General features: G+C 69.5%; 21 protein-coding genes. 10 read left to right on the forward strand and 11 right to left on the reverse strand.

What is annotated here, in order from left to right; all coding sequences use genetic code 11:
• Positions 1–99 precede the first annotated feature (99 nt).
• The 4 genes from ACQQ2N_RS17615 to ACQQ2N_RS17630 are packed head-to-tail and all read left to right on the forward strand — an operon-like array spanning position 100 to position 3,981.
• Positions 100–651: an RNA polymerase sigma factor gene (locus ACQQ2N_RS17615; protein ID WP_440222872.1), complete on the forward strand. Its 552-nt coding sequence runs from the start codon at positions 100–102 to the stop codon at positions 649–651.
• Positions 648–1,565, forward strand: coding sequence for a hypothetical protein (locus ACQQ2N_RS17620; protein WP_440222873.1), 918 nt, complete (start codon positions 648–650; stop codon positions 1,563–1,565). Before ACQQ2N_RS17615 ends, ACQQ2N_RS17620 begins: the two co-directional genes overlap by 4 nt.
• Positions 1,562–2,161 carry an IMPACT family protein gene (locus ACQQ2N_RS17625; RefSeq protein WP_440222874.1) on the forward strand — a complete coding sequence of 200 codons (600 nt, stop codon included), beginning with the start codon at positions 1,562–1,564 and terminating at the stop codon, positions 2,159–2,161. Before ACQQ2N_RS17620 ends, ACQQ2N_RS17625 begins: the two co-directional genes overlap by 4 nt.
• Before the next feature lie 56 nt (positions 2,162–2,217).
• A complete protein-coding gene (locus tag ACQQ2N_RS17630) occupies positions 2,218–3,981 on the forward strand; it encodes an ABC transporter transmembrane domain-containing protein (protein WP_440222875.1) in 1,764 nt (587 codons plus the stop codon).
• Positions 3,982–4,055: 74 nt separating this feature from the next.
• Here the strand turns inward: ACQQ2N_RS17630 and ACQQ2N_RS17635 are convergent, their stop codons facing one another.
• The gene (locus ACQQ2N_RS17635; RefSeq protein WP_440222876.1) at positions 4,056–4,262 is read right to left on the reverse strand and encodes a cold-shock protein; all 207 of its coding nucleotides are present in this window, start codon (positions 4,260–4,262) and stop codon (positions 4,056–4,058) included.
• A 206-nt stretch (positions 4,263–4,468) separates the two neighbouring features.
• Positions 4,469–5,872, reverse strand: coding sequence for an FAD-binding oxidoreductase (locus ACQQ2N_RS17640; protein ID WP_440222877.1), 1,404 nt, complete (start codon positions 5,870–5,872; stop codon positions 4,469–4,471).
• A gap of 177 nt (positions 5,873–6,049) precedes the next feature.
• Between ACQQ2N_RS17640 and serA the strand changes: the two genes are divergently transcribed.
• Both serA and ACQQ2N_RS17650 read left to right on the forward strand, forming a co-directional pair.
• Positions 6,050–7,285: a phosphoglycerate dehydrogenase gene (gene serA / locus ACQQ2N_RS17645; RefSeq protein ID WP_440222878.1), complete on the forward strand. Its 1,236-nt coding sequence runs from the start codon at positions 6,050–6,052 to the stop codon at positions 7,283–7,285.
• A gap of 480 nt (positions 7,286–7,765) precedes the next feature.
• On the forward strand, positions 7,766–8,632 hold the full coding sequence (locus ACQQ2N_RS17650) for an aspartyl protease family protein (RefSeq protein WP_440222879.1): 867 nt from the start codon (positions 7,766–7,768) through the stop codon (positions 8,630–8,632).
• 3 nt (positions 8,633–8,635) lie between these two features.
• Here ACQQ2N_RS17650 and ACQQ2N_RS17655 read toward each other — a convergent pair whose 3' ends face one another.
• Entirely contained in the window at positions 8,636–9,091 is a 456-nt protein-coding gene (locus tag ACQQ2N_RS17655) for a copper chaperone PCu(A)C (protein ID WP_440222880.1), read from the reverse strand.
• Between the two features lie 230 nt (positions 9,092–9,321).
• Here ACQQ2N_RS17655 and cysD point away from each other — a divergent pair, with 230 nt between their 5' ends.
• From cysD to ACQQ2N_RS17670, 3 genes are all read left to right on the forward strand, one after another.
• Positions 9,322–10,224, forward strand: coding sequence for a sulfate adenylyltransferase subunit CysD (gene cysD / locus ACQQ2N_RS17660; RefSeq protein WP_440222881.1), 903 nt, complete (start codon positions 9,322–9,324; stop codon positions 10,222–10,224).
• Entirely contained in the window at positions 10,224–12,113 is a 1,890-nt protein-coding gene (cysN, locus tag ACQQ2N_RS17665) for a sulfate adenylyltransferase subunit CysN (protein WP_440222882.1), read from the forward strand. Before cysD ends, cysN begins: the two co-directional genes overlap by 1 nt.
• Before the next feature lie 94 nt (positions 12,114–12,207).
• A complete protein-coding gene (locus ACQQ2N_RS17670) occupies positions 12,208–13,080 on the forward strand; it encodes an alpha/beta hydrolase (RefSeq protein ID WP_440222883.1) in 873 nt (290 codons plus the stop codon).
• Between the two features lie 7 nt (positions 13,081–13,087).
• On the opposite strand, the gene ACQQ2N_RS17675 is transcribed toward ACQQ2N_RS17670, so the two are convergent.
• From ACQQ2N_RS17675 to ACQQ2N_RS17695, 5 genes are all read right to left on the reverse strand, one after another.
• Entirely contained in the window at positions 13,088–13,786 is a 699-nt protein-coding gene (locus tag ACQQ2N_RS17675) for an extensin-like domain-containing protein (protein ID WP_440222884.1), read from the reverse strand.
• A gap of 3 nt (positions 13,787–13,789) precedes the next feature.
• Positions 13,790–14,080, reverse strand: a complete 291-nt coding sequence (locus ACQQ2N_RS17680) for a hypothetical protein (protein ID WP_440222885.1) — start codon at positions 14,078–14,080, stop codon at positions 13,790–13,792.
• A gap of 66 nt (positions 14,081–14,146) precedes the next feature.
• Positions 14,147–16,297 carry an AsmA family protein gene (locus tag ACQQ2N_RS17685; protein ID WP_440222886.1) on the reverse strand — a complete coding sequence of 717 codons (2,151 nt, stop codon included), beginning with the start codon at positions 16,295–16,297 and terminating at the stop codon, positions 14,147–14,149.
• 127 nt (positions 16,298–16,424) lie between these two features.
• Positions 16,425–16,871: a hypothetical protein gene (locus ACQQ2N_RS17690; protein ID WP_440222887.1), complete on the reverse strand. Its 447-nt coding sequence runs from the start codon at positions 16,869–16,871 to the stop codon at positions 16,425–16,427.
• 69 nt (positions 16,872–16,940) lie between these two features.
• Positions 16,941–18,017, reverse strand: coding sequence for a 3-deoxy-7-phosphoheptulonate synthase (locus ACQQ2N_RS17695; RefSeq protein WP_440222888.1), 1,077 nt, complete (start codon positions 18,015–18,017; stop codon positions 16,941–16,943).
• 317 nt (positions 18,018–18,334) lie between these two features.
• Here ACQQ2N_RS17695 and ACQQ2N_RS17700 point away from each other — a divergent pair, with 317 nt between their 5' ends.
• Positions 18,335–19,516 carry an AI-2E family transporter gene (locus ACQQ2N_RS17700; RefSeq protein ID WP_440222889.1) on the forward strand — a complete coding sequence of 394 codons (1,182 nt, stop codon included), beginning with the start codon at positions 18,335–18,337 and terminating at the stop codon, positions 19,514–19,516.
• A 30-nt stretch (positions 19,517–19,546) separates the two neighbouring features.
• Here ACQQ2N_RS17700 and ACQQ2N_RS17705 read toward each other — a convergent pair whose 3' ends face one another.
• From ACQQ2N_RS17705 to ACQQ2N_RS17715, 3 genes are all read right to left on the reverse strand, one after another.
• Positions 19,547–20,074 (reverse strand): SRPBCC family protein, encoded by a 528-nt coding sequence (locus ACQQ2N_RS17705; RefSeq protein WP_440222890.1) that lies wholly within the window; start codon positions 20,072–20,074, stop codon positions 19,547–19,549.
• 179 nt (positions 20,075–20,253) lie between these two features.
• Positions 20,254–23,508, reverse strand: a complete 3,255-nt coding sequence (locus tag ACQQ2N_RS17710; protein WP_440222891.1) for an Ig-like domain-containing protein — start codon at positions 23,506–23,508, stop codon at positions 20,254–20,256.
• A gap of 211 nt (positions 23,509–23,719) precedes the next feature.
• Complete coding sequence (locus tag ACQQ2N_RS17715; protein ID WP_440222892.1) at positions 23,720–24,619, reverse strand: alpha/beta fold hydrolase; 900 nt, start codon at positions 24,617–24,619, stop codon at positions 23,720–23,722.
• Positions 24,620–24,633 lie beyond the last annotated feature (14 nt).

A 24,633-nucleotide genomic window follows, 5' to 3' on the forward strand; every position in this document is an offset into this window, starting at 1 on the left:
CCGAGTGCCTGCGCCGCGAACCCCGGCGCACAGCCGCGTGCGTTGCATGCTCCCCGCATGATCAACACGCCCAGCGCGGATTGCCTTACCCTCAGGCCCATGGGGGAAGAACGAACGGACGAATACCTGATGCTCGCGTATGCCGGAGGCGACATGATCGCCTTCGAGACGCTCTATCGACGCCATCGCGGCACGCTGTACCGGTTCCTGATGCGATCCCTGCGCCAGCGCGCCGATGCCGACGAGGTGTTCCAGGAGACCTGGAGCCGCGCGATCGCGGCCCGCGGGCGCTACCGTCCCGACGCGAAATTCACCACCTGGCTGCTGCAGATCGCCCACAACCTCGTGGTCGACCGCTTCCGCCGCGCCCGCCCGCAGGCCTCAGAGGAAGAGACCGAGGCCGTGTTCCGCGGCCTCGATGCCCCTGAAGAAGAACGCCCCGAGCGCGTGCTCAGCGAGTTCGAGCAGCGCCGCCGCCTGCAGCTCGCGCTCGAGGAACTGCCCGAGGAGCAGCGCGTCGCGTTCCTGCTGCGCATGGAGAACGGCCTCGGCCTCGAGGAGATCGCCGATGTCACCGGCGCGGGACGCGAGACGGTCAAGTCGCGCCTGCGCTACGCGTTCGCGCGCATCCGCGCGAGGTTCGACGCATGACCACGCCACGCGATCACGAGTCCGAACTCGATCGGCTGATCGACGGCGACGGCGGCGACATCGGCGGCGTGTATCGCCGCCTGTCGCGCGCCGAGCCGCCGCGCCGCCTCGACCGCATGGTGCTCGCCGAAGCGGCGCGTGCCGTGCGGGCGCAGCGCCCGCGCGGCCCACGCTGGCTGGTCGGCTTCGGTTCGGTCGCGGGCGTCGTGCTCGCGGCCGGCATCGCCTGGCAGGTCGGCGAGCGCATGCAGAACGAAGCCCCGGGCGGCGCACAGGCACCTGCACCGGCCAGCGCACCGGCCACGGCGCCGCGCGAGGTCATCCAGATCCAGACGATCGCGATCCCTGACACCACGAGCGATGCCGCGTCACGCCAGGCCGCTCCCGCAGCAGAGGTGATGGCGCGCAAGGCCGAGCCCGAGGCGAAGAAGGAAGCGCCACGCCAGAAGCAGCAGGCTTCGAAGCCTGCCCCCGCTCCTCCGCCGCCCCCACCGCCGGCGCCCGCGGCGTCGGCACCGCCCGAGCCCGTGCTCATGCAACGCCGTATGGAAGCGGTGCCTGTCGAAGCGGCACCCGAGGCGGCATCGCGTGCCTCGGCCGAGGCCGCCGATGCCGCGCCGTCCAGCCATGCCGGCGAAGCCAAGGCCGGGGCTGCCGCCGAAGCCGAACTCGGCGGCAACGCCACGGGTTCGCGCATCAAGGACGACGGCGTTCGCGCCCTGCCCGCACGTGCGCCGAGCGCGTCGGTGCAGCTGCGTCGCAACATGCAACTCGCGCCCGAGACCTGGCTCGCCGAGATCGTGCGCCTCGAACGCGCGGGCCGGCACCAGCAGGCACGCGAGAACCTGAGCCTGTTCCGCCGCCTGCATCCGGACTGGGAACTGCCCGAGTCGCTCAAGCACCTTCAGGAATGACGGCGTCGCACACGCTGGAACGGCCGGCGAGCCTGCTGCAGGAGATCCGCAAGAGCCGCTTCCTCGCCCAGGCCGAACCGGTCGACGATGCGCGCGGCGCGCTCGCCGTGCTCGCGCGAGTGTCCGATCCGCTCGCGACCCACAACTGCTGGGCCTACCGCATCGGCCAGGCCTACCGCTTCTCCGACGACGGCGAGCCCGGCGGCACCGCGGGTCGCCCGATCCTGCAGGCGATCGAAGGCCAGGGTTTCGATCGCGTCATCGTCGTGGTCACGCGCTGGTACGGCGGCACCAAGCTCGGCGCCGGCGGTCTCGTGCGTGCCTACGGCGGTTGTGCGGCTGAGTGCCTGCGCACGGCGCCTCGCGTGACCATCGTCGACAAGACCGGCGTTCGCGTGCACTGCGCGTTCGCGCCGCTGCAGGTGCTGCGCGCGCGCCTTCGCGAGTTCGCCGCCGAGGTCGTCGAGGAGCGTTTCGACGGCGACGGTGCCGACCTCGTGCTGAGCCTTCCGCGCGAGCACGTCGACGCGCTCGCCGAGGTCGTGCGCGACCTCACGCGGGGTCGTGGGCGCTACGAGGTGCTCGACGCCTCTTGAATCCGGTCGCGGTCGCCTGCACTGCTCGTGTTCCCGACGCTTCCACGACGACCTGCATGGCCGATCCGGCACCCGATACCCCACGCCGGCTCGGCGCCTACCGCCGCCTGCTGCCCTACCTGCGCGACCAGCGTGCGCTCATCGCGGGCTGGCTCGTGTTCCTCGCGATCTCCTCGGCGGCGACGCTCGCACTGCCAGCCGCAGCGCGCTTCATGATCGACCGCGGCTTCGGCCAGACCGATCCCGAGCAACTCAACGCAGGCTTCATCGGCCTGTTCGCGGTCGCCGTGGTCATGGCCTTCGCGGGCGCGGCACGCTACTTCTGCGTGACGCTGCTCGGCGAGCGCGTCGCCGCCGCGCTGCGTACGCGCCTGTACTCGCACCTGCTCATGCTCGACCAGGCGTTCTTCGAGCGCACGCGCTCGGGCGAGCTCGTCTCGCGCCTTGCCGCCGATACCGAACTCGTGCAGACCGTGGTCGGCTCGACGCTGTCGCTGTCGGTACGCAGCGTCGTCATGCTGATCGGCTCGACGACGATGCTCGTGGTGACCAGCCCGGGCCTGGCCGGCCTCACCGCACTGGTGATCCCGGCCGTGATCCTGCCGATCGTGTTCCTCGGCCGCCGCGTCGAGCGCCTCTCGCGCGAGAGCCAGGACCGCATCGCCGATGCCTCGGCCGTCGCCGCCGAATCGCTCAACGCCGTGCACACGGTGCAGGCCTACACGCGCGAGCCTTACGAGTCGCGCCGTTATGCCGACGCGGTGGCACGCGCGCTCGGCACCGCACGTCGCCGCATCACCACGACCGCATCGCTGACCGCGATGGTGATCCTGCTGAGCTTCGGCGCGATCACGCTCGTGCTCTGGGCCGGCGCGCACGACGTGCTGCGCGGCACGATGGACGCCGGCGTGCTCGCCCAGTTCGTGCTCTACGCCGTGGTCGCAGCTGGTTCGGTCGGCGGCCTCACCGAGGTGTGGGGCGAACTGCTGCGCTGTGCCGGTGCGCTCGGCCGTATCGGCGAGCTGCTCGACACGCCGGCGACGATCGCCTCGCCGGCCGAGCCCGTCGCGCTGCCAAGCCCGTTGCGAGGCGAGCTGCGTTTCGAGAACGTCGGCTTCCGCTATCCGACACGCCCCGACCGTGCCGCGATCGACGGCCTCGACCTCGTCGTCGCACCGGGCGAGACGATCGCGCTGGTCGGTCCTTCGGGCGCCGGCAAGACCACGCTGTTCCAGCTGCTGCTGCGCTTCCACGATCCGCAGCACGGCCGCATCACGCTCGACGACATCGACCTGCGCGCACTGGAACTGGCCGAGCTGCGCGGCTGCTTCGCGCTCGTGCCGCAGGATCCCGTGCTGTTCGGTGCGAGCGCGGCCGACAACATCCGCTTCGGCCGGCTCGATGCCGACGAGGCCCAGGTCGAAGCGGCGGCGCGCGCGGCCGAGGCACACGAGTTCCTCGCCGCCCTGCCCGATCGTTACGACACCGATCTCGGCCAGCGCGGCGTGCGCCTCTCGGGTGGCCAGCAGCAGCGCGTCGCGATCGCGCGTGCCGTGCTGCGCGATGCACCGATCCTGCTGCTCGACGAAGCCACCTCGAGCCTCGACGCACAGTCGGAGCGCCTGGTCCAGCACGCGCTCGAGAACCTGATGGCGACACGCACGACCCTCGTGATCGCGCACCGCCTCGCGACCGTACAGCGCGCCGACCGCATCGTCGTGCTCGACCAGGGACGCATCGTCGCCCAGGGCACGCACGCGGAACTGCTGCGCGAGGACGGACTCTACGCCGAGCTCGCGCGCCTGCAGTTCGTCAGTTGACGCCCCGCCGGAGCACGCGGATCTCCCCGATCCGCGTGCTCGACGGCGGGGCGTGCTTCAGGTGCAGGCGTCGGTCATCCGACGACCTGCACGCCCGAGGCCTGCGAGCCCTTCGGGCCCTTCACCACCTCGTAGCTGACCTGCTGGCCTTCCTGCAGCGACCGGAACCCCTGCGCGTTGATCGCCGAGAAATGCACGAACACATCCTCGCCGCCGTCTGCCGGCGAGATGAACCCGAATCCCTTGGCATCGTTGAACCACTTCACCGTACCCGTGAGCATCGACGTCGTTCCCCTGAGCTGGACACGTGCCGCATGAGCGCGCGACGCCGCCGCAACGCGGCGTCCCCGGCCGGCACGCGCGCTCATTAAACGCCCGCTTAACGGGTGATTTCAAGTGAATGACGGGATCGGATGCCATCGCTCGCTAGCGGACGCATCCGTAACGAGACATGACGTGAGGAATGACCTTCAAGTCATTGATATGACTAGATGCTAGCGCGTGAGCTCTCGAACACCTTGCCCGGATTGAGCAGGCCGTCCGGATCGAGCACGCCCTTGATGCCGCGCATGACGGCGATCTCGGCGGCACTGCGGGTGCCCTCGAGGTACTTCTTCTTGACCAGGCCGATGCCGTGCTCGGCCGAGATGCTGCCGCCGAAACGCGCGAGCGTCTCGCTGAGCGCGGCGGTCACGTGCTCGCATTGGGCGACGAACGCGTCGTCGGCCATGCCTTCGGGGCGTAGCACGTTGATGTGCAGGTTGCCGTCGCCGATGTGGCCGAACCAGACCACGTCGAAGTGCGGATACTCGCGCTCGAAGAGCGCCTCCATCTCACGCATGAACGCCGGGATCGCGCCGATGCGCACCGAGATGTCGTTCTTGTACGGGCGGTGCGGGGCGAGGCTTTCGGTGATGCCTTCGCGCAGGCGCCACAGCGCCGCGGCCTGCGCATCGCTCTGGCTGACCACGCCGTCGTCGACCCAGCCCTGTTCCGCGCAGTGCTCGAACACCTCGAGCGCGGCAGTCTGCTGCGCCTCGTCGGCGGCGTCGAATTCGGTCACGACATAGAACGGCGAGACCTGGGCGAAAGGATCCTGCGCACCGTGCGCGACGACATGGCGCAACGCGCGATCGGTGAAGAACTCGAATGCACTGAGCACGAGGCGGCGCCGGCAGGCCTCGAACACCTGCATGAGCGCGTCCATCGCCGGCAGCGCGAACACCATCACATTGGACGCCGGCGGCGGATCGGTCAGGCGCACGGTGGCCTCGACGACGAGGCCGAGCGTGCCCTCCGACCCGATCACGAGGTGGCGCAGGTCGTAGCCGCTCGAGTTCTTGACGAGGCCGCGGTTGAGATCGAGCAGTTCGCCGGTGCCCGTGACGACCTTGAGCCCGGCGATCCACTCGCGCGTGTTGCCGTAGCGGATCACGCGGATGCCGCCCGCATTGGTCGCGATGTTGCCGCCGATCGCGCAGGAACCGCGCGCCGCGAAGTCGACCGGATAGATCAGCCCGTGCTCGCGCGCGGCGCGCTGCAGCGCCTCGAGCGGCAGGCCCGGCTGGACCGTGAGCGTGCGGTCGGCCGCGTCGAACGCGAGCACCTTGTTCATGCGCTCGAAGCTCACGACGAGCTCGCCGTGCGCCGCGACCGCGCCGCCCGACAAGCCGGTGCGTCCGCCCGACGGCACGATCGCGACACGATGCTCGCGTGCCCAGCGCACGATCGCGACCACCTCGTCTGCGTTCGACGGCAGCGCGATCGCGAGCGGTGCCGGCGTCCAGCGGCGCGTCCAGTCGCGACCGTAATGCTCGAGGTCGGCGGCATCGGTGCGCAGCGTGAGCGCAGGCAGGCGCGTGGCGAGTTCGGCGAGGCGGGCGTCGGTCATCGTAGGCAGGTATGCAAAAGCGAGAGGCCACCCGGCGGTGGCGTCGCGGCAGCCTGCCAGCGATGCGGCAACCCGTCCACTGGCGCGATGCCGCGCCCCTCGGCGCTTCTGGCATAGTCACGCCCCCGCCCGGCCGCGCATCGGTTTCGGGTGCAACAAGACCGCCGTGAGCGCCCCATGAAGAAGACCTCGTTCCCGAAGCAGGACATCCGCGTGCTGCTGCTCGAAGGCGTCAGCCCGAGCGCGGTGGAGACGTTCAAGGCGGCCGGTTATTCGCAGATCGAACTGCATGCGAAATCGCTGCCCGAGGACGAGCTGCGCCGCCGCATCGCCGATGCGCATCTGGTCGGCATCCGCTCGCGCACGCAGCTCAGCGCCGAGGTGCTCGCCGAAGCCAAGCGCCTCATCGCGGTCGGCTGCTTCTGCATCGGCACCAACCAGGTCGACCTCGGTGCTGCGCAGGCCGCCGGCGTGCCCGTGTTCAACGCGCCGTACTCGAACACGCGCAGCGTCGCCGAACTCGTGCTCGCCGAGGCGATCATGCTCATGCGCCGCATCCCGCAGAAGAACGCCGAGTGCCATCGCGGTGGGTGGTCCAAGAGCGCCGCCGGCAGCTTCGAGGTGCGCGACAAGACCCTCGGCATCGTCGGCTACGGCCACATCGGCACGCAGGTCGGCCTGCTCGCCGAAGGCCTCGGCATGCGCGTGATCTTCCACGACGTCGAGAGCAAGCTCACGCTCGGCAACGCGCGCCCGTCGACCGGCCTCGACGACCTGCTGCGCCGCGCGGACATCGTCACCCTGCACGTGCCGGAGACGCCGCAGACCGCCAACCTGATCGGCGCGGAACAGCTCGCGCTCATGAAGCCGGGCGCCTCGCTGATCAACGCCTCTCGCGGCACGGTCGTCGACATCGACGCGCTCGCCGAGGCGCTGCGCAGCGGCCACATCGCCGGTGCGGCGATCGACGTGTTCCCGGTCGAGCCCAAGGGCAACGACGACGCGTTCGTGTCGCCGCTGCTCGGCATGGACAACGTGATCCTGACCCCGCACGTCGGCGGCAGCACGCTCGAGGCACAGGACAACATCGGCATCGAGGTCGCGGCCAAGCTCGTGCGCTACAGCGACAACGGCACGACGCTGTCGGCGGTGAACTTCCCGGAGGTGACCCTGCCCGAGCATCCGCGCAGCCGTCGCCTGCTGCACATCCACCGCAACGTCCCGGGCGTGCTGTCGCGCATCAACGAGGTGTTCTCGCACGAGAACGTCAACATCGACGGCCAGTACCTGCAGACGACGCCGGCGATCGGCTACGTCGTCGTCGACGTGTCGAGCTCCGAGGAACAGGCCTCGCGACTGCGCGAGGCCCTCGCGGCGATCCCGGGCACGTTGCGCACGCGCGTGCTGTACTGACCTCGTTACATCGTCGTCTGATTTCAGGGCGGCGGCTTGGCGTTGAGCCCCTCTCCCTCCGGGAGAGGGGTTGGGGAGAGGGTGCGACCAAGCGATGCGATCCAATGCCTCGTCGCAAGACCGGACCCTCATCCGGCCCTTCGGGCCACCTTCTCCCGGAGGGAGAAGGGAGAAGCGTCGCGTCACGCGGTGCGGCAGAAAGCGGCACTTCGCCGCGCAGACCGATCATGTCTCGAGATGCGAGGGTGAGACGTTCCGTGCTTGCGATGAAGCGTGCGCTTGGTTTACCGCTACCTCAACACCTGCAACCGCGCGCACGCCCATGGCATCCCGATGCGAGCCCTCGTCCCTTCGTGGACGCGGGGTTTCCGCCACTCGCATCGAAGGCGATCCATGGTTCCCGAACATCGGCACGCGCGCGGCGCTTCCCGCCGGCGCGCACTCCGTCTCGCATCGTACGTCTGCGTGCTGATGGGCGCGATGCCCTCGCATGCCGCACGCGAAGCCTGCTCCGACATCGACACGATGCGCACCGGCGCGCTCGTCGACACGCCGTTCGAGCTCGTCGACGGGCGCATCTACGTGCAGGCCGACGTCGACGGCCGCGGGCCGTTCCGATTCGCGGTTGACACCGGGGCGAGCGGCACGGCGCGCGCGGACACACGCCTCGTCATGGCCCTGGATCTTCCTCGCGAAGGGCGTGCCGCCAACAGCGACGGCGTGGCCTCGACGACCTCGGAAACGGTGCGGCTGGGCACGCTGGCGCTGCAAGGCCTGCGGCGTGACGACGTGGTCGCGATCACGCGCGACTACAACACACGGCAATCGCACGAGGCGGCGTTCGACGGCATCCTCGCACGCGACTTCTTCGCCGACGGCCTGCTCGTGATCGACTACCCGAAGCGCAGGCTCGCCTACACGCGCACGGCTTCGCTCACCGAGGACTTTCGCGACACGCTCGCGTACGAGAAGCCATTCCGCATTCCGGTATCGATCGGCGGGCACGAGGTCGAGGCCCAGCTCGACACCGGCGCGAACGTCGCGATCGTGCTGCCGAAGGCGGTGCACGATGCAATCGCGCCGGCGTCGACACTCACGGCCGACACGCTCACGCTGACGAACGGGGATGTCGAGAGCCGGCGCACGCGCATGCACGGCCCGTTCCGCATCGGCACGCTGACGCTGACCGACGTCGAGGTGCGCGTGCCGACGCGATTCCCGGCACCGCTGGTCGGCGCGCATGCCTTGCAGGACGCCGTGGTCATGATCGACCCGCGCACGCGGCGGGTCGCCGCATGCGGGCCTGCCGTCGCAGCGAAGGCCGTGGCGTCCGACGCCGCGCGCTGAGCCTCAATGGTGGTGGTGATGCCCTTGGTCGGCGCCGGCCGCGTCGTCACGCACGTCGAGCGTGAACGTGCAGCCCGCCACGCGGAGTTCGACCTGGTCGCCCGCCGCGAGCGGCTTCATGGGGCGCATGAGCATGAGGTGCCCGCCCGACGGCTCGAGGCGCAGCTCGCCGCGCCCCGGCACTTCGGCGGCGTCGACGCGGCGCATGCGCGCGACGCCATCCTGCTCACGCGTCTCGTGCAGCTCGACGGCTCCGAACTGCGGCGAGGTCATCGTCCCGAGGGCGACGGCCGCCGCGCCCTCGGCCTTGAGTACGCCGTAGCCGGCCATGACCGGCGCCCCGGGCGGCGCCGTACGCACCCAGCCCTGCTCGATCGTGAGGTCGCAGGCCGCGGCCGGCACGGCGGCGGACACGGCCAGGGCGGCGAGGACGGTCGGAACGATGGACGGACGGAGCATGGCGACGGATCCCGGAGCGGCAAACGGCGGACGATAGCGCGCCGCGCAGGCGCCCGCATGTGACCGGCTGACGCACGGCCGGATGCCGGTTATGGCCGCGGCGCATCGCGGCATGAGTGCTGCGCATTTGCGCCCGGCGCGCGCTTCGGATCGAATAGCGGGTTCGGAGCCTGCCCGGTGAACGCGGGCGCACCGATCCTCCCTGCCATGGAACGCCCTGCCGGCCCGCGATGACCACGTTGACCCACCTGCAACGCCTCGAAGCCGAGAGCATCGACATCCTTCGCGAGGCCGTCGCCGAAGCCGACAACCCGGTCATGCTGTACTCGATCGGCAAGGACAGCGCGGTCATGCTGCACCTGGCGCGCAAGGCGTTCTTCCCGTCGCGGCCGCCGTTCCCGCTGCTGCACGTCGACACGACGTGGAAGTTCCGCGCGATGTACGAACTGCGCGACCGCGCCGCGCAGGAAGCCGGCATGAACCTGCTCGTGCACCGCAACCCGGAGGCGCTCGCGCGCGGCATCAACCCGTTCGAGCACGGCTCGTCGCTGCACACGGACCTGTGGAAGACCCAAGGCCTCAAGCAGGCCCTCGAGGCACATGGTTTCGACATCGCGTTCGGCGGCGCGCGCCGCGACGAGGAGAAATCGCGCGCGAAGGAGCGCGTGTTCTCGTTCCGCTCGGCCCAGCAGCGCTGGGATCCCAAGGCGCAGCGCCCCGAGCTGTGGCGCCTCTACAACGCACGCCGCAATCCCGGCGAGAGCATCCGCGTGTTCCCGCTGTCGAACTGGACCGAGCTCGACATCTGGCAGTACATCGCGCAGGAGCGCATCGCGATCGTGCCGCTGTACTTCGCCGCGCCGCGCCCGGTGGTCGCGCGCGACGGCCAGTGGATCGTCGTCGACGACGACCGCATGCCGCTGCGCGACGGCGAGGTGCCGCAGACGCGCACGGTACGCTTCCGCACACTCGGCTGCTGGCCGCTGACCGCGGCAGTCGAATCGGAAGCCTCGACGCTCGAGGCGATCGTCGACGAGATGCTCGCCACGCGCACCAGCGAACGCCAGGGCCGCCTCATCGACCGCGACGTGAGCGGTTCGATGGAGAAGAAGAAGACCGAGGGCTATTTCTGATGAACGCGCGCCTCGACGACACCCCGCGCGACACGCCCGCCGCCGAAGGCTCGCTGCTGCGCTTCATCACCTGCGGCAGCGTCGACGACGGCAAGAGCACGCTGATCGGCCGCCTGCTGTACGACTCCAAGTCGCTGCTCGAGGACCAGCTCGGCACGCTCGAAGCCGATTCGCGCCGCTACGGCACGCAAGGCGACGCGCTCGACTTCGCGCTGCTGCTCGACGGCCTCAGCGCCGAGCGCGAGCAAGGCATCACGATCGACGTGGCCTACCGCTTCTTCGCGACACCGGCGCGCCGCTTCATCGTCGCCGACACGCCGGGCCACGAGCAGTACACGCGCAACATGGTCACCGGCGCCTCGACTGCCGACGTCGCGGTGATCCTCGTCGACGCGCGCAAGGGCCTGCTCGCGCAGACGCGCCGCCACAGCACGATCGTCTCGCTGGTCGGCATCCGCCACGTCGTGCTCGCGATCAACAAGCTCGACGCCGTGGACTACTCGCGCCAGGTGTTCGAACGCATCGATGCGGACTACCGCGTGTTCGCCGCGAAGCTCGGCTTCGCTTCGATCACGTCGATCCCGCTGTCGGCCCTGCGCGGCGACAACATGACCGAGGCGCCGAGCGCGAACACGCCCTGGTATCGTGGACCGAGCCTGCTCGGCCACCTCGAGAACGTCGAGGTCACGGCCCCGGCCGCGCAAGGTCCGTTGCGCTTCCCGGTGCAATGGGTCAACCGGCCCGACGCCGATTTCCGCGGCTTTTCCGGGCGCGTGCTCGGCGGCGAGGTGAAGCCCGGCGACGCCGTGCGCGTGCTGCCGTCGGGCCGCACGAGCCGCGTTGCGCGCGTCGTCACGTTCGACGGCGACCTCGATCAGGCCGCCTACGGCCGTTCGGTGACGCTCACGCTCGAGGACGAGATCGACGTCAGCCGCGGCGACGTCATCGCGGCGGCCGATGCGCCGCCTGCCGTCGCCGACCAGTTCGAGGCGACGATCGTGTGGATGGACGAGGCGCCGCTGCTGCCGGGGCGCACCTACCTCGTCAAGCTCGGCACGACGACGGTCAACGGCTCGCTCGGCACGCCGAAGTACCAGATCGAGATCAACACGCTCGAGCACCACGCCGCGAAGACGCTGCAGCTCAACGACATCGGCGTGTGCACGCTCACGCTCGACCGCGCGGTGCCGTTCGATGCCTACACCGACAACCGCGACACCGGCAGCTTCATCGTCATCGACCGCATGACCCAGCACACGGTCGGCGCCGGCCTGCTGCACTTCGCGCTGCGCCGCTCGCAGAACGTGCACTGGCAGGCGGTCGAGGTCGACAAGGCCGCGCGCGCGCGCCTCAACGGCCACAAGCCCTGCGTCGTCTGGCTGACCGGCCTGTCGGGATCGGGCAAGTCCACGATCGCCAACGAGCTCGAGCGCCGCCTGCACGCGCTCGGCGCGCGCACCTACCTGCTCGACGGCGACAACGTGCGCCACGGCCTCAACAAGGACCTCGGCTTCACGGCCGCCGACCGCGTCGAGAACATCCGCCGCATCGGCGAGGTGGCCACGCTCATGGTCGATGCCGGACTCGTCGTGGTCACCGCGTTCATCTCGCCGTTCCGCTCCGAGCGCGAGATGGCGCGCCGCCTCGTCGCCGACGGCGAGTTCATCGAGGTGTTCGTCGACACGCCGCTCGCGGTCGTCGAGCAGCGCGATCCCAAGGGCCTCTACCGCAAGGCGCGTGCCGGCGAGCTCAAGAACTTCACCGGCATCGACTCGCCGTACGAGGCGCCCGAATCGCCCGAGGTGCACGTCGAGACGACGCGCCAGTCGATCGAGGACGCCGCCGAGCGCATCGTCGCGGTGCTGCGCGAACGCGGGCTGATCGGCTGAGCAGGCTCGAACGGTCTCATCGCGGCTGAACGGCGCGCGACGTTCGCGCGCAACGGCTGCAACCAGGCAGCGGCTTGCGACGTATGGTATCGGCATGCAAACACCCGCCCTGCTGCGCCGCGCCCTCGCGCTCGCCCTGCTGCTCGCCGCCACGGTGCTCGCCGGCTGCCGCGGCACGTTCTTCGGCGCAATCAACGCCGGCGTGCGCACGCCGGAGCCCGTCGAATCGGTGGTCTACTCACCCGCCCACGCCCTCTCGCTCGACGTGTACCGTCCCGCGGCGGCGTCACGCGGCGCACCGGTCGTCGTGTTCTTCTACGGCGGCAGCTGGCGCGGTGGTCGTCGCGGCGACTATGCGTTCGTCGGCAAGGCGCTGGCGCGTTCGGGCGTGCTGGCCATCGTCGCCGACTACCGCACGTGGCCGACCGGGCGCTTCCCCGATTTCGCCTACGACGGTGCCGAAGCCCTGCGCTGGGCGCACGACCACGCGGTCGAGCATGGTGGCGATCCCGGTGCGCTGTTCGTCGCCGGGCACTCGGCCGGCGCACACATCGCGGTGCTACTCGCGACCGATCCACGCTACCTCGTATCGGTCGGCCTGGTGCCTCATGACCTCGCGGGAGCCATCGGCATCGCCGGACCCTACGATTTCCTGCCGATCACCGATCCGGACCTCGTCGACGTATTCGGCGCCGACACGTCGGCCTGGCCGTCGACGCAGCCCGTGAACTTCGTCGACGGCAACGAACCGCCTGTCCTGCTCCTGCACGGCCTTGCCGATCGCGTCGTCCTGCCGGCCAACAGTGCGTCGCTCGAGGCGAGCCTGCGCGCGCACGGCGCATCGGTGACGTACCTGACCTATCCCGGCGTCGGTCATTTCCGGATAGCACTCGCGCTGCGCTACCCGCGCCTCGCACCGACACTCGCCGACATGCTCGCCTTCATCCGCGAACACGCGCCGCGCTGACGCGGCATCAGCGGCAGGCGCCGAAGCCGCCACGGTCGAAGTGGAAGTGATCGCGATGCGCAGTGTTGTAGTCGGGGCCGAGTGCCGAGCCGAAGAAGCCGCAGGCGCCTCGGTGGACCTCGTGCAGGAAGCGGCCTTTCGCGCCGTCGTCGTCCCAGTGTGCGAGTACGCGGACACGCGAGCCGTCGTCGAGCACGAAGCCGGTGAGATCGATCGCATCGGCCGTGGCGTGGCGGCTGCGCGGACCCGTGGCCCGGCTGTAGGTATTGCGGCAGGCGTAGCTGCCGGCATGTTCGAAGCGCACGACGCGATGCCCGAGGTGGTCACGCGCCGCAGGTTCGAGCACGTGGCGCTCCCACAGCGCGAACGCCACGGCCGCACGGCACGACAACGGAAGCGAAGGCCCCTTGCCGACACGCGTCGAGGTCAACATGACCGCGTCGCGGAACCCACAGCCTTCTCCCGTGGAACGATCCGGCAGCACGCGGAACCCGAAGCCGGATGTTGCGAGCGCGGCGCGACAGGCATCGGCATCGCGATCGAGCCGCGCGAGCTTGAGGCGGGTCAGGACATTGGGCGTGTCCGCAACGTCGAGCGGGCGCCACGGCAACCAGCGATCCTCGACGACGAGGCGGCCTTCACGGTGCAGATGCCACAGGCCGAGCAAGCACGCGAGCACCGCCAGGGCCACGATCCAACGCCGCACGGATCACTCGTCGTCGATGATCTCGAGCGCGACGCCGAGATCCTCGGCGAGCGCTTCGGCGGCATCGCGCACGCGGCGCGCCGTGTAGTCGTTCGGCGCTTCGACCTCGATCGCGTGGAAGCCGGGGCCGACGTCGTCCGGCAATCCCGCCGAACTGGAATCGTCGTCATCCATGTGCGGCATGAGGTCGTCGACTTCCTCGACGTGCTCGATGCCTTCGATCGAGCCGATCAGGTTGATCATCGTTCGCGCGGCGTCGTCGCTGCCGGTGAGGCGCAGGTGCACGGTGGGCATGGCGGTTCTCCTGGAGCGTCCAAGACAGTAGACCTCGCGGCCACGGAATCGCCGCGTAACGCCGCGCTACTTCGCCTTCACGGCCGGCTTCGGCGGAGCCTCGGGCTTGCCGGCCCTGACGCGTCCCTGCATCTCCTCGAGCAGTTCGCCGCAGCGGTCCGGCTCTCCGTGCCTCGGCGCGATGAGCGGGATCAGCGCGGCCGCGGGCGCCGCGAAGATGCCGAGCACGAGCGCTCCGCCGCCACGCGCGATCAGCGGCCCCTTCTTCACACCGACGTCGGGTGACGCGAACGTGCCCTTGACGTACAGCGGCGAACGCAGCGACAGGATGCGCAGACCACGCGTGTGCGGTCGCACGTCGAGCGCGAGTGCCTCCTCGCCGAAGTCGACCGAGCCTTCCACGTTGATGATCGCGTCCTCGGTGTCGAGCACGAACAGCTGCGATTCCATGAGGCCGTCCTTCGCGACGAGATGCGTGGCCGCGCAATGGATCGCCACGTCCTTGTCGCCGAACAGGCGCGTGATCACGATGTTGGCGAGGTTGAGGCCGGCCATCTCGAGCAGGCTCTTGCTGATCGCGCCGTCGTTGACGAGCAGCTTGACCTCGCCCGTCGCGGTGCCGAGCAGCGCGGCGATCGAGTTGCCTTTCGCGCCGAGCGCGATCGAGCCGTTGATCTCGCCGAAGCTCGTCTGCATCGGCGCGAAATCGGGGAACATCTCCTTGAGGCGCAGGCCGCGCAAGGTCACGTCGACGTGGCCGTTCATCGGTTTCGCGTTGCCGTCGAGCGCGATGCGCGACTGCACGCGCCCTCCGGCGAGGCCGAAGCGCAGCGGCACGAGCTGCAGACGCCCGTCCTCGAGCAGGATGCGCGCATGCACGTCGTCGACCGGTAGATCCTTGGTCTGCACGACGCGCTTGCCGGCGAAATCGACGTCGGCGTCCATGACCGACCAGCGATCCGTCTCGAACGCCTCGACCGGCAGCACCTTGCCGGCCGGCGGCGCGGGCGCGGCCTTGCCGCCGTCCGAACCGTCATCGGCGCCGACCAGCGGGCCGAGATCGGAGAACTGCAGCAGGTCCGAGGTCAGCGCGCCGACCAGCAACGGACGCGGTTCGCGGTCGATGTAGGTCGCCGAACCCGACAGGTCGCTGTTGCCGACGCGGCCCGTGAAGTCCTCGTACTCGTAGAGGCTGCCCTTCTCGCGCAGTGTCGCGGTGAGGTGGCCTTCGGTCGCGAACGGCGGCGTTTCGGGCAGTGCGACGCCGGTCAGCGGGAAGAGATCGGCCATGCTCTTGCCGGATAGCCACAGGCGAAGGTCGAGCGCGGCGAGTTCGGCGGGATCGGTCAGCGTGCCGACGAACGCGATGCGCGTCGTGCCGACCTGCAGGCGCGCCTGGATCGGGAACGGATCGTCGGGCGCACGGATCGCGAGCAGGCCGCCCGAGCGCCCGCGGCCGGTGAACGGCATGCCACGGAACGAGCCGCTCGCGCGCCAGGCGAACTCGTAGCCGCGCACGGCGTCGCGCTCGCGACGCGTCTGCTGTTTGGCGGCATCGTCACGGAAGCGCTTAGCGCCGGCTTCGCCGATCGCCTTGGCCGATTCGGCGCGCTCCTCGTTCTTCTGCTCGTCGAGGATCTGCTCGAACGACATCGGCGCGCCGAGCGGCTCGAGCTCGATGTCGATCTTCGCGCGCTCGATCGCATCGTCGAGCACGATATGGGCGCGGTCGAGCGAGATGCTGCCGAGATCCATCGTCCAGCCCGGGCCGTCGTCGGACGGATCGAGCTCGAAGGTCCAGTTGTTGCGGCCGTCGGCAAGACGCTGCAGGTCGACGTCGGCACCCGAGACACGCACGTGCGGGACCTTGACCGTGCGCTTGAGCAGCGGCCACGGCGAGACCGCGAACGCGACCTCGTCGACTTCGGCCATCTCGCCCGTGGTCTTCCAGTCCGGCTGGCCCACCGCGAGTTCGCGCGCGGTCACGTGCGGCCACGGAATCCAGCCTTTCGTGCCGTCCTCGCGCTCGACGCGCCGCCAGTCGACGCTGAGGTCGCCGTGGATCGCGAACGGTCGCTTGATCACGGCCGAGACACGCTCGCCGATCCACGGCCGCGCACGGTTCCAGTCGTACAGCGCGACGAACACGATCGCGCCCGCGACGAGCAGCACGAGGATCACGACGAACCACGTGCCGAGGCGGACGACCGGCCTCATCGACATGCTCCGACGACGATGACGTGATGCTCAGCCCGAACGGCGTGGCACTTCACGACGGGCCACACCGCCGCTGTCACATTCGAGGAATGAGTTCGAGGTCCTCTCGGCATCATGTCGACCATCCTCACAGCACCGACTGGCGCGGATAGTGGATGCGGTGGATGCCGACCGCGTTGTAGCGACGTGCGTAGATCGGATGCGCGAACGTGAGGACATCCGTGGCACGCGCGGTAGTCTCGTCGTCAGGCGCATAGGCGAACACGAACGCGCCGCCCTTCTCGGCGATCTTGCGGTCGTCGTCGAGGTAGCCGAACTCGGTGCCGACCGCGCGCACGACGGTCTGCTGTGCCTTCTCGATCAGGTTCGAACCCTCGGTCGTCTCGAGCAGGTCGACGACGAAACGGCCGTCGGCGACCGCGACGTCCTCGCGCGCGAAGCCCGCATCGAGGAAACGGATCTCGACGATCCGCGCGCGCTCCTCGCTTTCGAACGCCGCGACGACGTAGTGCAGCGGATAGAACACCCCCATCGAGGTGTCCGATTCCTTGAAGAAATCCCAGTGCTTGCGCATGGCCATCCTCCGTTGGGGATGGCCACGACTCTAGTCACGCGGGTCCGACCGTCACATGAACACGCCGCCTCACGCGGCGGCGACATTCCTCGCCGCAGCGCGGCATTCACGTACGGCGGCAGCCAGCACCTCGAGCACGCGCACCGAGTCGTCCCAGCCGATGCAGCCGTCGGTGATGCTCTGCCCGTAGGTCGCCGCGCGGCCCGCGACGAGGTCCTGACGGCCCGCAACGAGGTGGCTCTCGACCATGAGGCCGAAGATGCGCGTGTCGCCTGCCGCGATGCGCGAGGCGACGTCGGCGACGACACGCGGCTGGTTGGCCGGATCCTTCGCACTATTGGCGTGGCTGGCGTCGATCATGAGGCGCGGCACGCGGCCGGCCTTCGCGAGCAGCGCGACCGCCGCGTCGACGCTGGCGGCGTCGTAGTTCGGCGTGCGGCCACCGCGCAGGATGACGTGGCAGTCGCGGTTGCCGGTCGTCGTCGCGATCGCCGAACGGCCGTCCTTGGTGACCGCCATGAAATGATGCGGCGAGGCCGCGGCCTGGATCGCGTCGACCGCGATGCCGACACCGCCGTCGGTGCCGTTCTTGAAGCCGACCGGGCACGACAGGCCCGAGGCCATCTCGCGATGCACCTGGCTTTCCGTCGTGCGCGCGCCGATCGCGCCCCAGGCGACGAGGTCGGCGATGTACTGCGGCGTGATCATGTCGAGGAACTCGCATCCGGCCGGCAAGCCCATCGCGTTGATGTCGCGCAGCAGGCCGCGTGCGAGTCGCAAGCCCTTGTCGATGCGGAAGCTGCCGTCGAGGTCCGGATCGTTGATGAGGCCCTTCCAGCCGACCGTCGTACGCGGCTTCTCGAAATACACGCGCATGACGATCTCGAGGTCGTCGCCGAAGCGTTCGCGCTGCGCAAGCAGGCGTCGCGCGTAGTCGAGCGCGGCCGTCGTGTCGTGGATCGAGCACGGTCCCATGACCACGACGAGGCGGTCGTCGCTGCCGGCAAGGCTCGCGTGCACGGCCTGGCGTGCAGCGCTCACGACCGCGGCGGTACGGTCGTCGGCGGGAATCTCGTGCATGACCTCGGCGGGCGTGCTGACGGTCTGGATGGCCTGGATGCGCAGGTCGTCGGTGGGGCGGTGCATGGTCGTTCTCCGGGGCTTGTCGTTTCCGGGCGGCCATGAAAAAAGCCGCCTCGTGTGGGGCGGCTTTCGTGGGGGGATCCGGTGTGTCCGTGCGATCGCTACGATCGCCGTCCGTCCTCCGCGTGCCGCGCGCGGTCGTGGCGATACCAGCAATAAAATCGGCGGCAGGGACGGTTCATGGCGTGCTTGATAGCACGCCCCGACAGCCGCCACCACCGTTGCTTTCGCAACCAAACGTGAATGCCCCGCTTGCCACGCCCACCACGCATCACGAGGCGCGGGCACAATGCGGCTCCTTCGACGCGAGCCCGATCCCGATGACCACGACGTCCCCCGGGATCGCGCCTGCGGATCCCGAACCGCTGCCTGCCACTGACACCACCGTCGCCGAGCCTGCACACACACCTTACCGCTCGCCGCATGCCGGCGCTGCGATGCGCCGGGCCTCGCATGAAGCGGCGCTCGACCTCAACGCACGCATCCATCGCCTGCTCGGCATCATCGTCGTGGGTGCCCTGCTCTACACGCTCTACTTCGCCAGCGAACTCATCCTGCCGATCCTGCTCGCGGCGTTCTTCGCGCTGCTGCTGAGCCCGCTCATGAAGCACCTCGTACGGCGCTGGCTGCCCCGCTGGATCGCCGCGCTGCTGCTCATGGCGCTCACCCTCGCGACGTTCGCGGGCATCGTCAACGCGCTGTACCCGTCGGCGGCCGAATGGGCCTCGCGCGCGCCGCAGGTGCTGCGCGACGCGACGCCGAAGATCAAGGCGCTGACGCGCCCGTTGCTCGAAGCGAGCCGCATGTCGGCCTCGCTCGGCGAGATCACCGGCGAGGAAAACAGGACCACGCGCTACGTCATGCAGGCACCGTCGCGACTCAGCCTGCTCGCGACGACGCCGCGCGTGCTCGCCGCGGCTCTCGCGGTCGTGTTGCTCACCTATTTCTTCCTGCTGTACGGCGAGACGCTGCTGCGGCGCTTTCTGCTGCTGCGGCCGACCTGGGCGGCGAAGCGCCTCACCGTCGACATCGTGCGTGCGATCCAGAACGACGTTTCTCGTTACTTCCTCACCGTCTGCCTGACCAGCATCGGCCTCGGCGCGGTGACGGCCGCCTACTTGTGGATGCTCGGCGTCGAGACGCCGCTGCTGTGGGGTGCGCTCGCGGCCCTGCTCAACCTCACGCCGTACGTCGGCCCGATGGTCATGGCCGCGCTGCTCATGCTGATCGGCCTCGCGCAGTTCCCGACGCTGACCGCGGCCGCACTGCCTGCGATCGGCTACCTCGGCCTGCACACCGTGGAGAGCCAGATCGCGACGCCGCTGGTGCTCGGCCGCACGATCAACCTCAATCCGCTCGCGATCATCCTGTCGCTGATGGTGTGGGGCTGGCTGTGGGGCATCCTCGGCCTGCTGCTCGCGGTGCCTATCCTGGTCAGCGTGAAGATCGTCTGCAGCCGCATCGAGAGCCTGCAGAACTGGGCCGTGCTGCTCGAGAAGTAGCGCGGCGGCTAGGCCGCCGCGCCATGGCGATCACTTGGCTTCGAGCTTCTTCTTGAGGTTGTCGAGGCCGGCCTGGTAGACGTTGGACATCGTCGTCGTCGCGGTCTCGTCGTTGGCGTCGGCGGCGGGCTTGTCGCCCGTGTCCTTGCGCTTGAACGTGCCGCTCCACGTCACCGTGGACTGGTTTGCGCCGTCGGCCTTGATGCTCACGGTCGAGGTGTAGTGGCTGACCGGCAGCACGCCCTCGAGGATCGAATAGCGGAACGTGTGCGACGCGGCGTTCCACTCGAGCAGTTTCTCGTGGATCGTGCCGCCGTCGCCGAGCGTGAGCTTGCGCTCCGCGCCGACCTCGTTGTTCTTGCCCTTGGTGATCTCGTCCTTGGCGACCGCCGGATGCCAGGTGTGCAGGCCGTCGAAATCCTTGACCGCGTTCCAGGCCTTCTCGGCCGGCACCGCGACGGTGACGCTCTTGGTCACGTTCAACTCGGGGGCCGCAGCGTGGCCCACCACGGACATGCCGGCCGCCACGACGGCAGCCAACGCGATCGACAGCTTCATGCGCTTCTCCACAGGGGTTCGGGAACGGGAACCGGGAAATCTTCCCGGGCGCGCACGGTGGCACGGAAGCACGGCGACATCACGCTGCGGTGCAGCCAGAACGCGCACCCCCAAAGAAGGTTGCGTCGGATACCGTTCGTCCGCAGGCGATATCGATTTCGATGTGGCATCGTGCGGAATCAGTCCAGTTCGCGGAACGTCATCGCTGTCGGCACCTCGGCGCCTTCGAGCAGCACCGTGGTCACGCCGCCGTCGAGGCGAAGACCCGAGATCGCCAGCGTCGACGACGCCTGCGCTCGTACCCATGGCGACACCTGCTCGAGACCCTTCGCTTCGCGCACCGACAGCCGCACGACGCTGGCCTGCGCATCGAGCCATGCACGCTGCACGCGGATCTCGCGACCGCTGCTACGCAGCACCAGCCCGTCGTCGAATCGACGGTCCGACGCGGGCGGCATCACGAACGCATGCACGGAGCGGCCGTCCAGGATCGCCTCTGCCTCGTCGCCGAAGATCGGTGCCGATGTCGGATATGCATCGTCGAAGCCTTCACGCAGGATCACGATCGTATTCGTGTCGACGAGCGAATGCGGGTCATGGCCGCCGACGTCGACTGCGAGCGTCGCCGACGTTTCCGCGGTGTCGTGACGAACCGGCACACGGACGAGCCAGGTCAGGCTGCGGCCCGGCGGGATCGTCGCGAGGTCGTCGAGCAAGCCGTCGCCATTCGCCGCGCAGGTTGCACCGGCGCCGGCGCCGAAGCATTGCCAGCGCGCGAAGTCGCCGTCGAACGCGGCCGACAGCGTCGCCGTGACCGGGAACGCGGTCGCCTCGCCAAGGCCGTCGTTGCGCAGGGTCACGGCATAGTCGACGACACGCCCGTAGGTGACATAGTCGCGCCCGTCGTCGAGGCTCGGCGCGAGCACGGCGCGCTCGAGCACCGCGAGCGGCGCGTGTGCGTCGGAGGCGAGGAAGTTGCCGTCGCCAGCGTAGCTCGCGGTCAACGTGCGCATGCCGGAGCCTGCCGGCATCAACGTGCAGGCGCTCGCCGTCTCGAGATCGATCGAGCACGAAACCGTGCCGTCGCCGATCGTGACGATGCCGAAAGGCGTGCCTGCTCCCGGCGCACGCGCCGCGACCGACACACCAACCTCGACACTGTCACCGACGAGCACCGAGGCCGGTGCGCTCAGATCGACGACACTGCCCGCGCGGTCGACGGCGAACGTCCCCGTCGTCGAAGACCCGGCGACGAGGTCGTCGACGGATCCGATGTGGCGCGCGGTGATCGCATGCACGCCGACGTCGAGCGCGGACGTTGTCCATGACGCGACGCCCTGGGTGATCCACGCGCGCGCCAGCAGGGTCGTGCCGGACAGGAACTCGACCTCGCCCGACTCGATCGGTACACCCGCATGATCGACAACGTGCGCCGTGAGCGTGGCCGGTTGGCCGTAGACCGGAATGGAGCCTTGCGGCTCGAGCGTGGTCGTGCCCTGCAGGTCGACGGTCACGTCGAACGTCGCCGTGATCGTCGCGTCGCCACGGCTCGTCACCGTGATCGTGCGCGGACCGGACGAGCCGAAACCGAGCGCAACCGGCACGCTGCCGTGCGATTGACGCACGTCGCCCGGCATCGTGTCGGACGGATCGCTGCTCGTGAAACGCCACAGCGTCGTGTCGTCGATGTTCGCGTTGACGACCGCATCGTCGACCGCGAGCGTGAACGGCTGCGCGGCGTCGGCCGGGATCGTGACCGACGTGGCGCCGGCCGGGATCGCGACGCGTACCGGACCCGACAGCGCCGCCGACGGCAACGGCAGGTTCTCGAACGCGATCTCGGCGCGCACGTTGTGTCCCGGGATGCTCACGATCGCCTTGTAGGCACCGACTTCGCGATTCGCCCGGCGTACATCGGGCTGATAGCCGGTCGAGCCGAAACCCGCGGCGAGATCCTGCGTTTCGGGATCCGGATCGCTTTCGAGATCGACGCTGGGACCCGAGAGTGGCGCCGCGATGTTGACCGGGCTGACGTACTCGGGATTCGAGTCGTTGAGGATCGAACGGATGTTGAGGGCGTAAGCGGACGGACTGAAGTTCTGGCCGATGCGCGCCCGCATCGAGATCGAAGGTGTGCAGGTTGCCGAACCGAGGTGCCGCATGCACAGCTCGATCCGGCGCGTGCTGTCGTTGATGTCGAACGCGTAGGGCAGATTCGTCGGCACGGGCGTGAGCACCGCGAGGAACTTCGGCGCACTGCCCATCGCACCGTCGCCGGTTGCGCGGATGCCCTCGAGCGTGACGGGGCCGGCGACCGACGTCGTGCCGGCGACCGCGAAATTCGCCGTACTGCTGTCGGCGACGTAGGCCTCGCGCAACGCGTCGATGTAACCTCGGGTGATGTCGCTCGCGAGCACCTGCGAGGCACGATCCGGACGCACCGTGTTGGTGGCCAGCAGCGCGGACGGTTCCGGCAGGCTCCAGCCGTTGTTCCAGGTGATGCGTGCATTGCCGCTGTTGAAGGCCGGCGTGCGATACCAGGTCACCGTCTCCGTCGCGGCACCCGCCGAGGGAAACGCGGAGTTCACCGACGTGATCATCGACATCTTGTAGCTGCGCGTGCCGGCCTGGTTGAGGAAGCTGCGCATCGTCGCGCCGCCGGTCTGGATGCTGCGCGGTCGGATCAGCGCGTAGGCACGCTCGGCGGGATGGCCGTTCATGAGCAGGTTGGGATCGAGCGAGAAGTCGCGATCGGCGACGGAAGGATCCGCCAGCACGTTCTGCACGCTGGTCGCGAAGAGCGTGCTCGAGGCCATCGTCGCCGCGTCGGTCAGCGTGATCAGCAGCTGCGGCGCATGGCGGGTATGGGACTGGCCCATCACCTTTTCCTTGCTCGCGAAGGCGAACCGGCCGAACGACCCGGTGGAGAGGTCCGGCGCCGACACCACGCGCAGCACGCCGGCATAGCCCTGGCGGATGCGATCCTTGACGACTTCGGTCACGTCGAGGCTGTGGTAACCGCGCTCGGCGATGCGCCATGCCTGCGCGGGATCGTCGGCATTGCCGGCGCGCACGGGGCCGGCAAGGGTCGAGGCGCAGTTCGAAGGCGTGGCCTCGTTCGCGAAGCAATCGCCACCGGCGGTATGGAGGCCATCGACGCGGACATAACCCGGTTCGATCACCTCGTCGGCGTAGAGCACGAGGCGCGCGCGGAACACTTTCTCCGCGGTGAGGTTGTAGGTGCTCGACGACACCGTCGCCGTGTTGTTCTCGATGACCAGCCGGCTCAAGGTGCCGCTCGGCAACGTCGCGAGCGAGAAGCGCAGGTCGGCCACGCGATCGGGACCGACCGCAAGCGTCTCCTCGAACGGCTGGTACGGCCCCGAAGCGGTCGAACGCGAGGCATCGGCTTCGAGCACCGCAGGCACCCACATCGGCCCGCTCGCTCCGCAGCCGGAGAGCAAGCCGGCCAGCCCTGCAAGGGTCCATGCCCTCGTCCCGCGCCATACGCGCGACTCCGTAACGCTCGCCATGCCGAACCCCTGATGCCCGTGGACGGCCCTGCCCGATCGCGACGCGATCGGATGCCGTCAGCGAACCAAGCGTCGGCGGCGCGGCCGAACTATCAGCGCTTCGGCGTCGCGCTCAGCAGACGCCGAACGGCAGGGCCAGCGTCGACACGACGCGCTGCCCGATCGCCTCGCCGCGCAGGAATCCGAGTCCGGCCGCGAGCGTCTCCGGGGCATCCACGACGCGATGGTGGCCGAGCCCCGACGTGCTCAGCAGCCGCGCCTGCGGCCAGTAGCGTGCGTAGCGCTCGCCCTCGTCCCAGGGTACGTCGCGGTCCTCGAGGTCGTGCACGATCAGCGCGGGCGTCGCGATGGCCGGCGCCGTCGCATGCGCATGCAGCGACGCGGCGCGGAACGCCGTGATCGCTTCGTACTCGTCGAAGATGCGACGCGAGAGATGCCCGGCGAGGCCGACGATGCGACCGAAGCGGCGTGCCGCGTCGATGGGATCGGCCGCCGGCGCGAGCAGGACCACACGCTCGGCCCGCATGCCCTGCGCGAGCGCAACCGCCACGGCACCACCGCCGAGCGAGTGGCCGATCACCGCGGCGAGCGGACCGACATGCTCCGCGACGCGTTGCACGGCCTGCGCGAACATCGGCATCGTCGCGCGGCGCCCCGTGCTGAAGCCGTGCGCGGGCTGGTCGAACGTGACGACCGCACAGCCGGCGTCGCGCAACGGCTGCACCCACGGCAGGAAGCGCAGGCCGAAGCTCGACCAGCCGTGCGCGAGCAGCACGGTCGGCTGTGTCGCCGGGTCGCCCCAGGTGTAGACGGCAAGTCGCTCGCGCCCGAAGTCGATCGTGTGGCGGTGCGCACCGCCGTCGTCGGCGCGTTGCGCCCTGCGACGCGCCCCTGGCATCGGCGTGCAGAACAGCCGGAACGCACGCTCGACCGTGGCCTCGGGCATGAGCCAGCTGCCGAGCGCGAAGCGCGCCCGCAGCGCGCCGAAGCCGAGCTTCGCGCGCCACGGCATTTTGCGAACGGTCG

Source organism: Dokdonella aquatica (assembly GCF_051987395.1).
In the GTDB taxonomy this organism is placed as follows: domain Bacteria; phylum Pseudomonadota; class Gammaproteobacteria; order Xanthomonadales; family Rhodanobacteraceae; genus Dokdonella.

What these genes read in the sequence shown, in the direction of transcription:
- ACQQ2N_RS17615 (WP_440222872.1), top strand. Translation starts at nt 100, where the DNA reads ATGGGGGAAGAACGAACGGACGAATACCTGATGCTCGCGTATGCCGGA.
- ACQQ2N_RS17620 (WP_440222873.1), top strand. Translation starts at nt 648, where the DNA reads ATGACCACGCCACGCGATCACGAGTCCGAACTCGATCGGCTGATCGAC.
- ACQQ2N_RS17625 (WP_440222874.1), top strand. Translation starts at nt 1,562, where the DNA reads ATGACGGCGTCGCACACGCTGGAACGGCCGGCGAGCCTGCTGCAGGAG.
- ACQQ2N_RS17630 (WP_440222875.1), top strand. Translation starts at nt 2,218, where the DNA reads ATGGCCGATCCGGCACCCGATACCCCACGCCGGCTCGGCGCCTACCGC.
- ACQQ2N_RS17635 (WP_440222876.1), bottom strand. Translation starts at nt 4,262, where the DNA reads ATGCTCACGGGTACGGTGAAGTGGTTCAACGATGCCAAGGGATTCGGG.
- ACQQ2N_RS17640 (WP_440222877.1), bottom strand. Translation starts at nt 5,872, where the DNA reads ATGACCGACGCCCGCCTCGCCGAACTCGCCACGCGCCTGCCTGCGCTC.
- serA (WP_440222878.1), top strand. Translation starts at nt 6,050, where the DNA reads ATGAAGAAGACCTCGTTCCCGAAGCAGGACATCCGCGTGCTGCTGCTC.
- ACQQ2N_RS17650 (WP_440222879.1), top strand. Translation starts at nt 7,766, where the DNA reads ATGCCCTCGCATGCCGCACGCGAAGCCTGCTCCGACATCGACACGATG.
- ACQQ2N_RS17655 (WP_440222880.1), bottom strand. Translation starts at nt 9,091, where the DNA reads ATGCTCCGTCCGTCCATCGTTCCGACCGTCCTCGCCGCCCTGGCCGTG.
- cysD (WP_440222881.1), top strand. Translation starts at nt 9,322, where the DNA reads ATGACCACGTTGACCCACCTGCAACGCCTCGAAGCCGAGAGCATCGAC.
- cysN (WP_440222882.1), top strand. Translation starts at nt 10,224, where the DNA reads ATGAACGCGCGCCTCGACGACACCCCGCGCGACACGCCCGCCGCCGAA.
- ACQQ2N_RS17670 (WP_440222883.1), top strand. Translation starts at nt 12,208, where the DNA reads ATGCAAACACCCGCCCTGCTGCGCCGCGCCCTCGCGCTCGCCCTGCTG.
- ACQQ2N_RS17680 (WP_440222885.1), bottom strand. Translation starts at nt 14,080, where the DNA reads ATGCCCACCGTGCACCTGCGCCTCACCGGCAGCGACGACGCCGCGCGA.
- ACQQ2N_RS17685 (WP_440222886.1), bottom strand. Translation starts at nt 16,297, where the DNA reads ATGAGGCCGGTCGTCCGCCTCGGCACGTGGTTCGTCGTGATCCTCGTG.
- ACQQ2N_RS17690 (WP_440222887.1), bottom strand. Translation starts at nt 16,871, where the DNA reads ATGCGCAAGCACTGGGATTTCTTCAAGGAATCGGACACCTCGATGGGG.
- ACQQ2N_RS17695 (WP_440222888.1), bottom strand. Translation starts at nt 18,017, where the DNA reads ATGCACCGCCCCACCGACGACCTGCGCATCCAGGCCATCCAGACCGTC.
- ACQQ2N_RS17700 (WP_440222889.1), top strand. Translation starts at nt 18,335, where the DNA reads ATGACCACGACGTCCCCCGGGATCGCGCCTGCGGATCCCGAACCGCTG.
- ACQQ2N_RS17705 (WP_440222890.1), bottom strand. Translation starts at nt 20,074, where the DNA reads ATGAAGCTGTCGATCGCGTTGGCTGCCGTCGTGGCGGCCGGCATGTCC.
- ACQQ2N_RS17710 (WP_440222891.1), bottom strand. Translation starts at nt 23,508, where the DNA reads ATGTGGGTGCCTGCGGTGCTCGAAGCCGATGCCTCGCGTTCGACCGCT.
- ACQQ2N_RS17715 (WP_440222892.1), bottom strand. Translation starts at nt 24,619, where the DNA reads ATGCCGTGGCGCGCGAAGCTCGGCTTCGGCGCGCTGCGGGCGCGCTTC.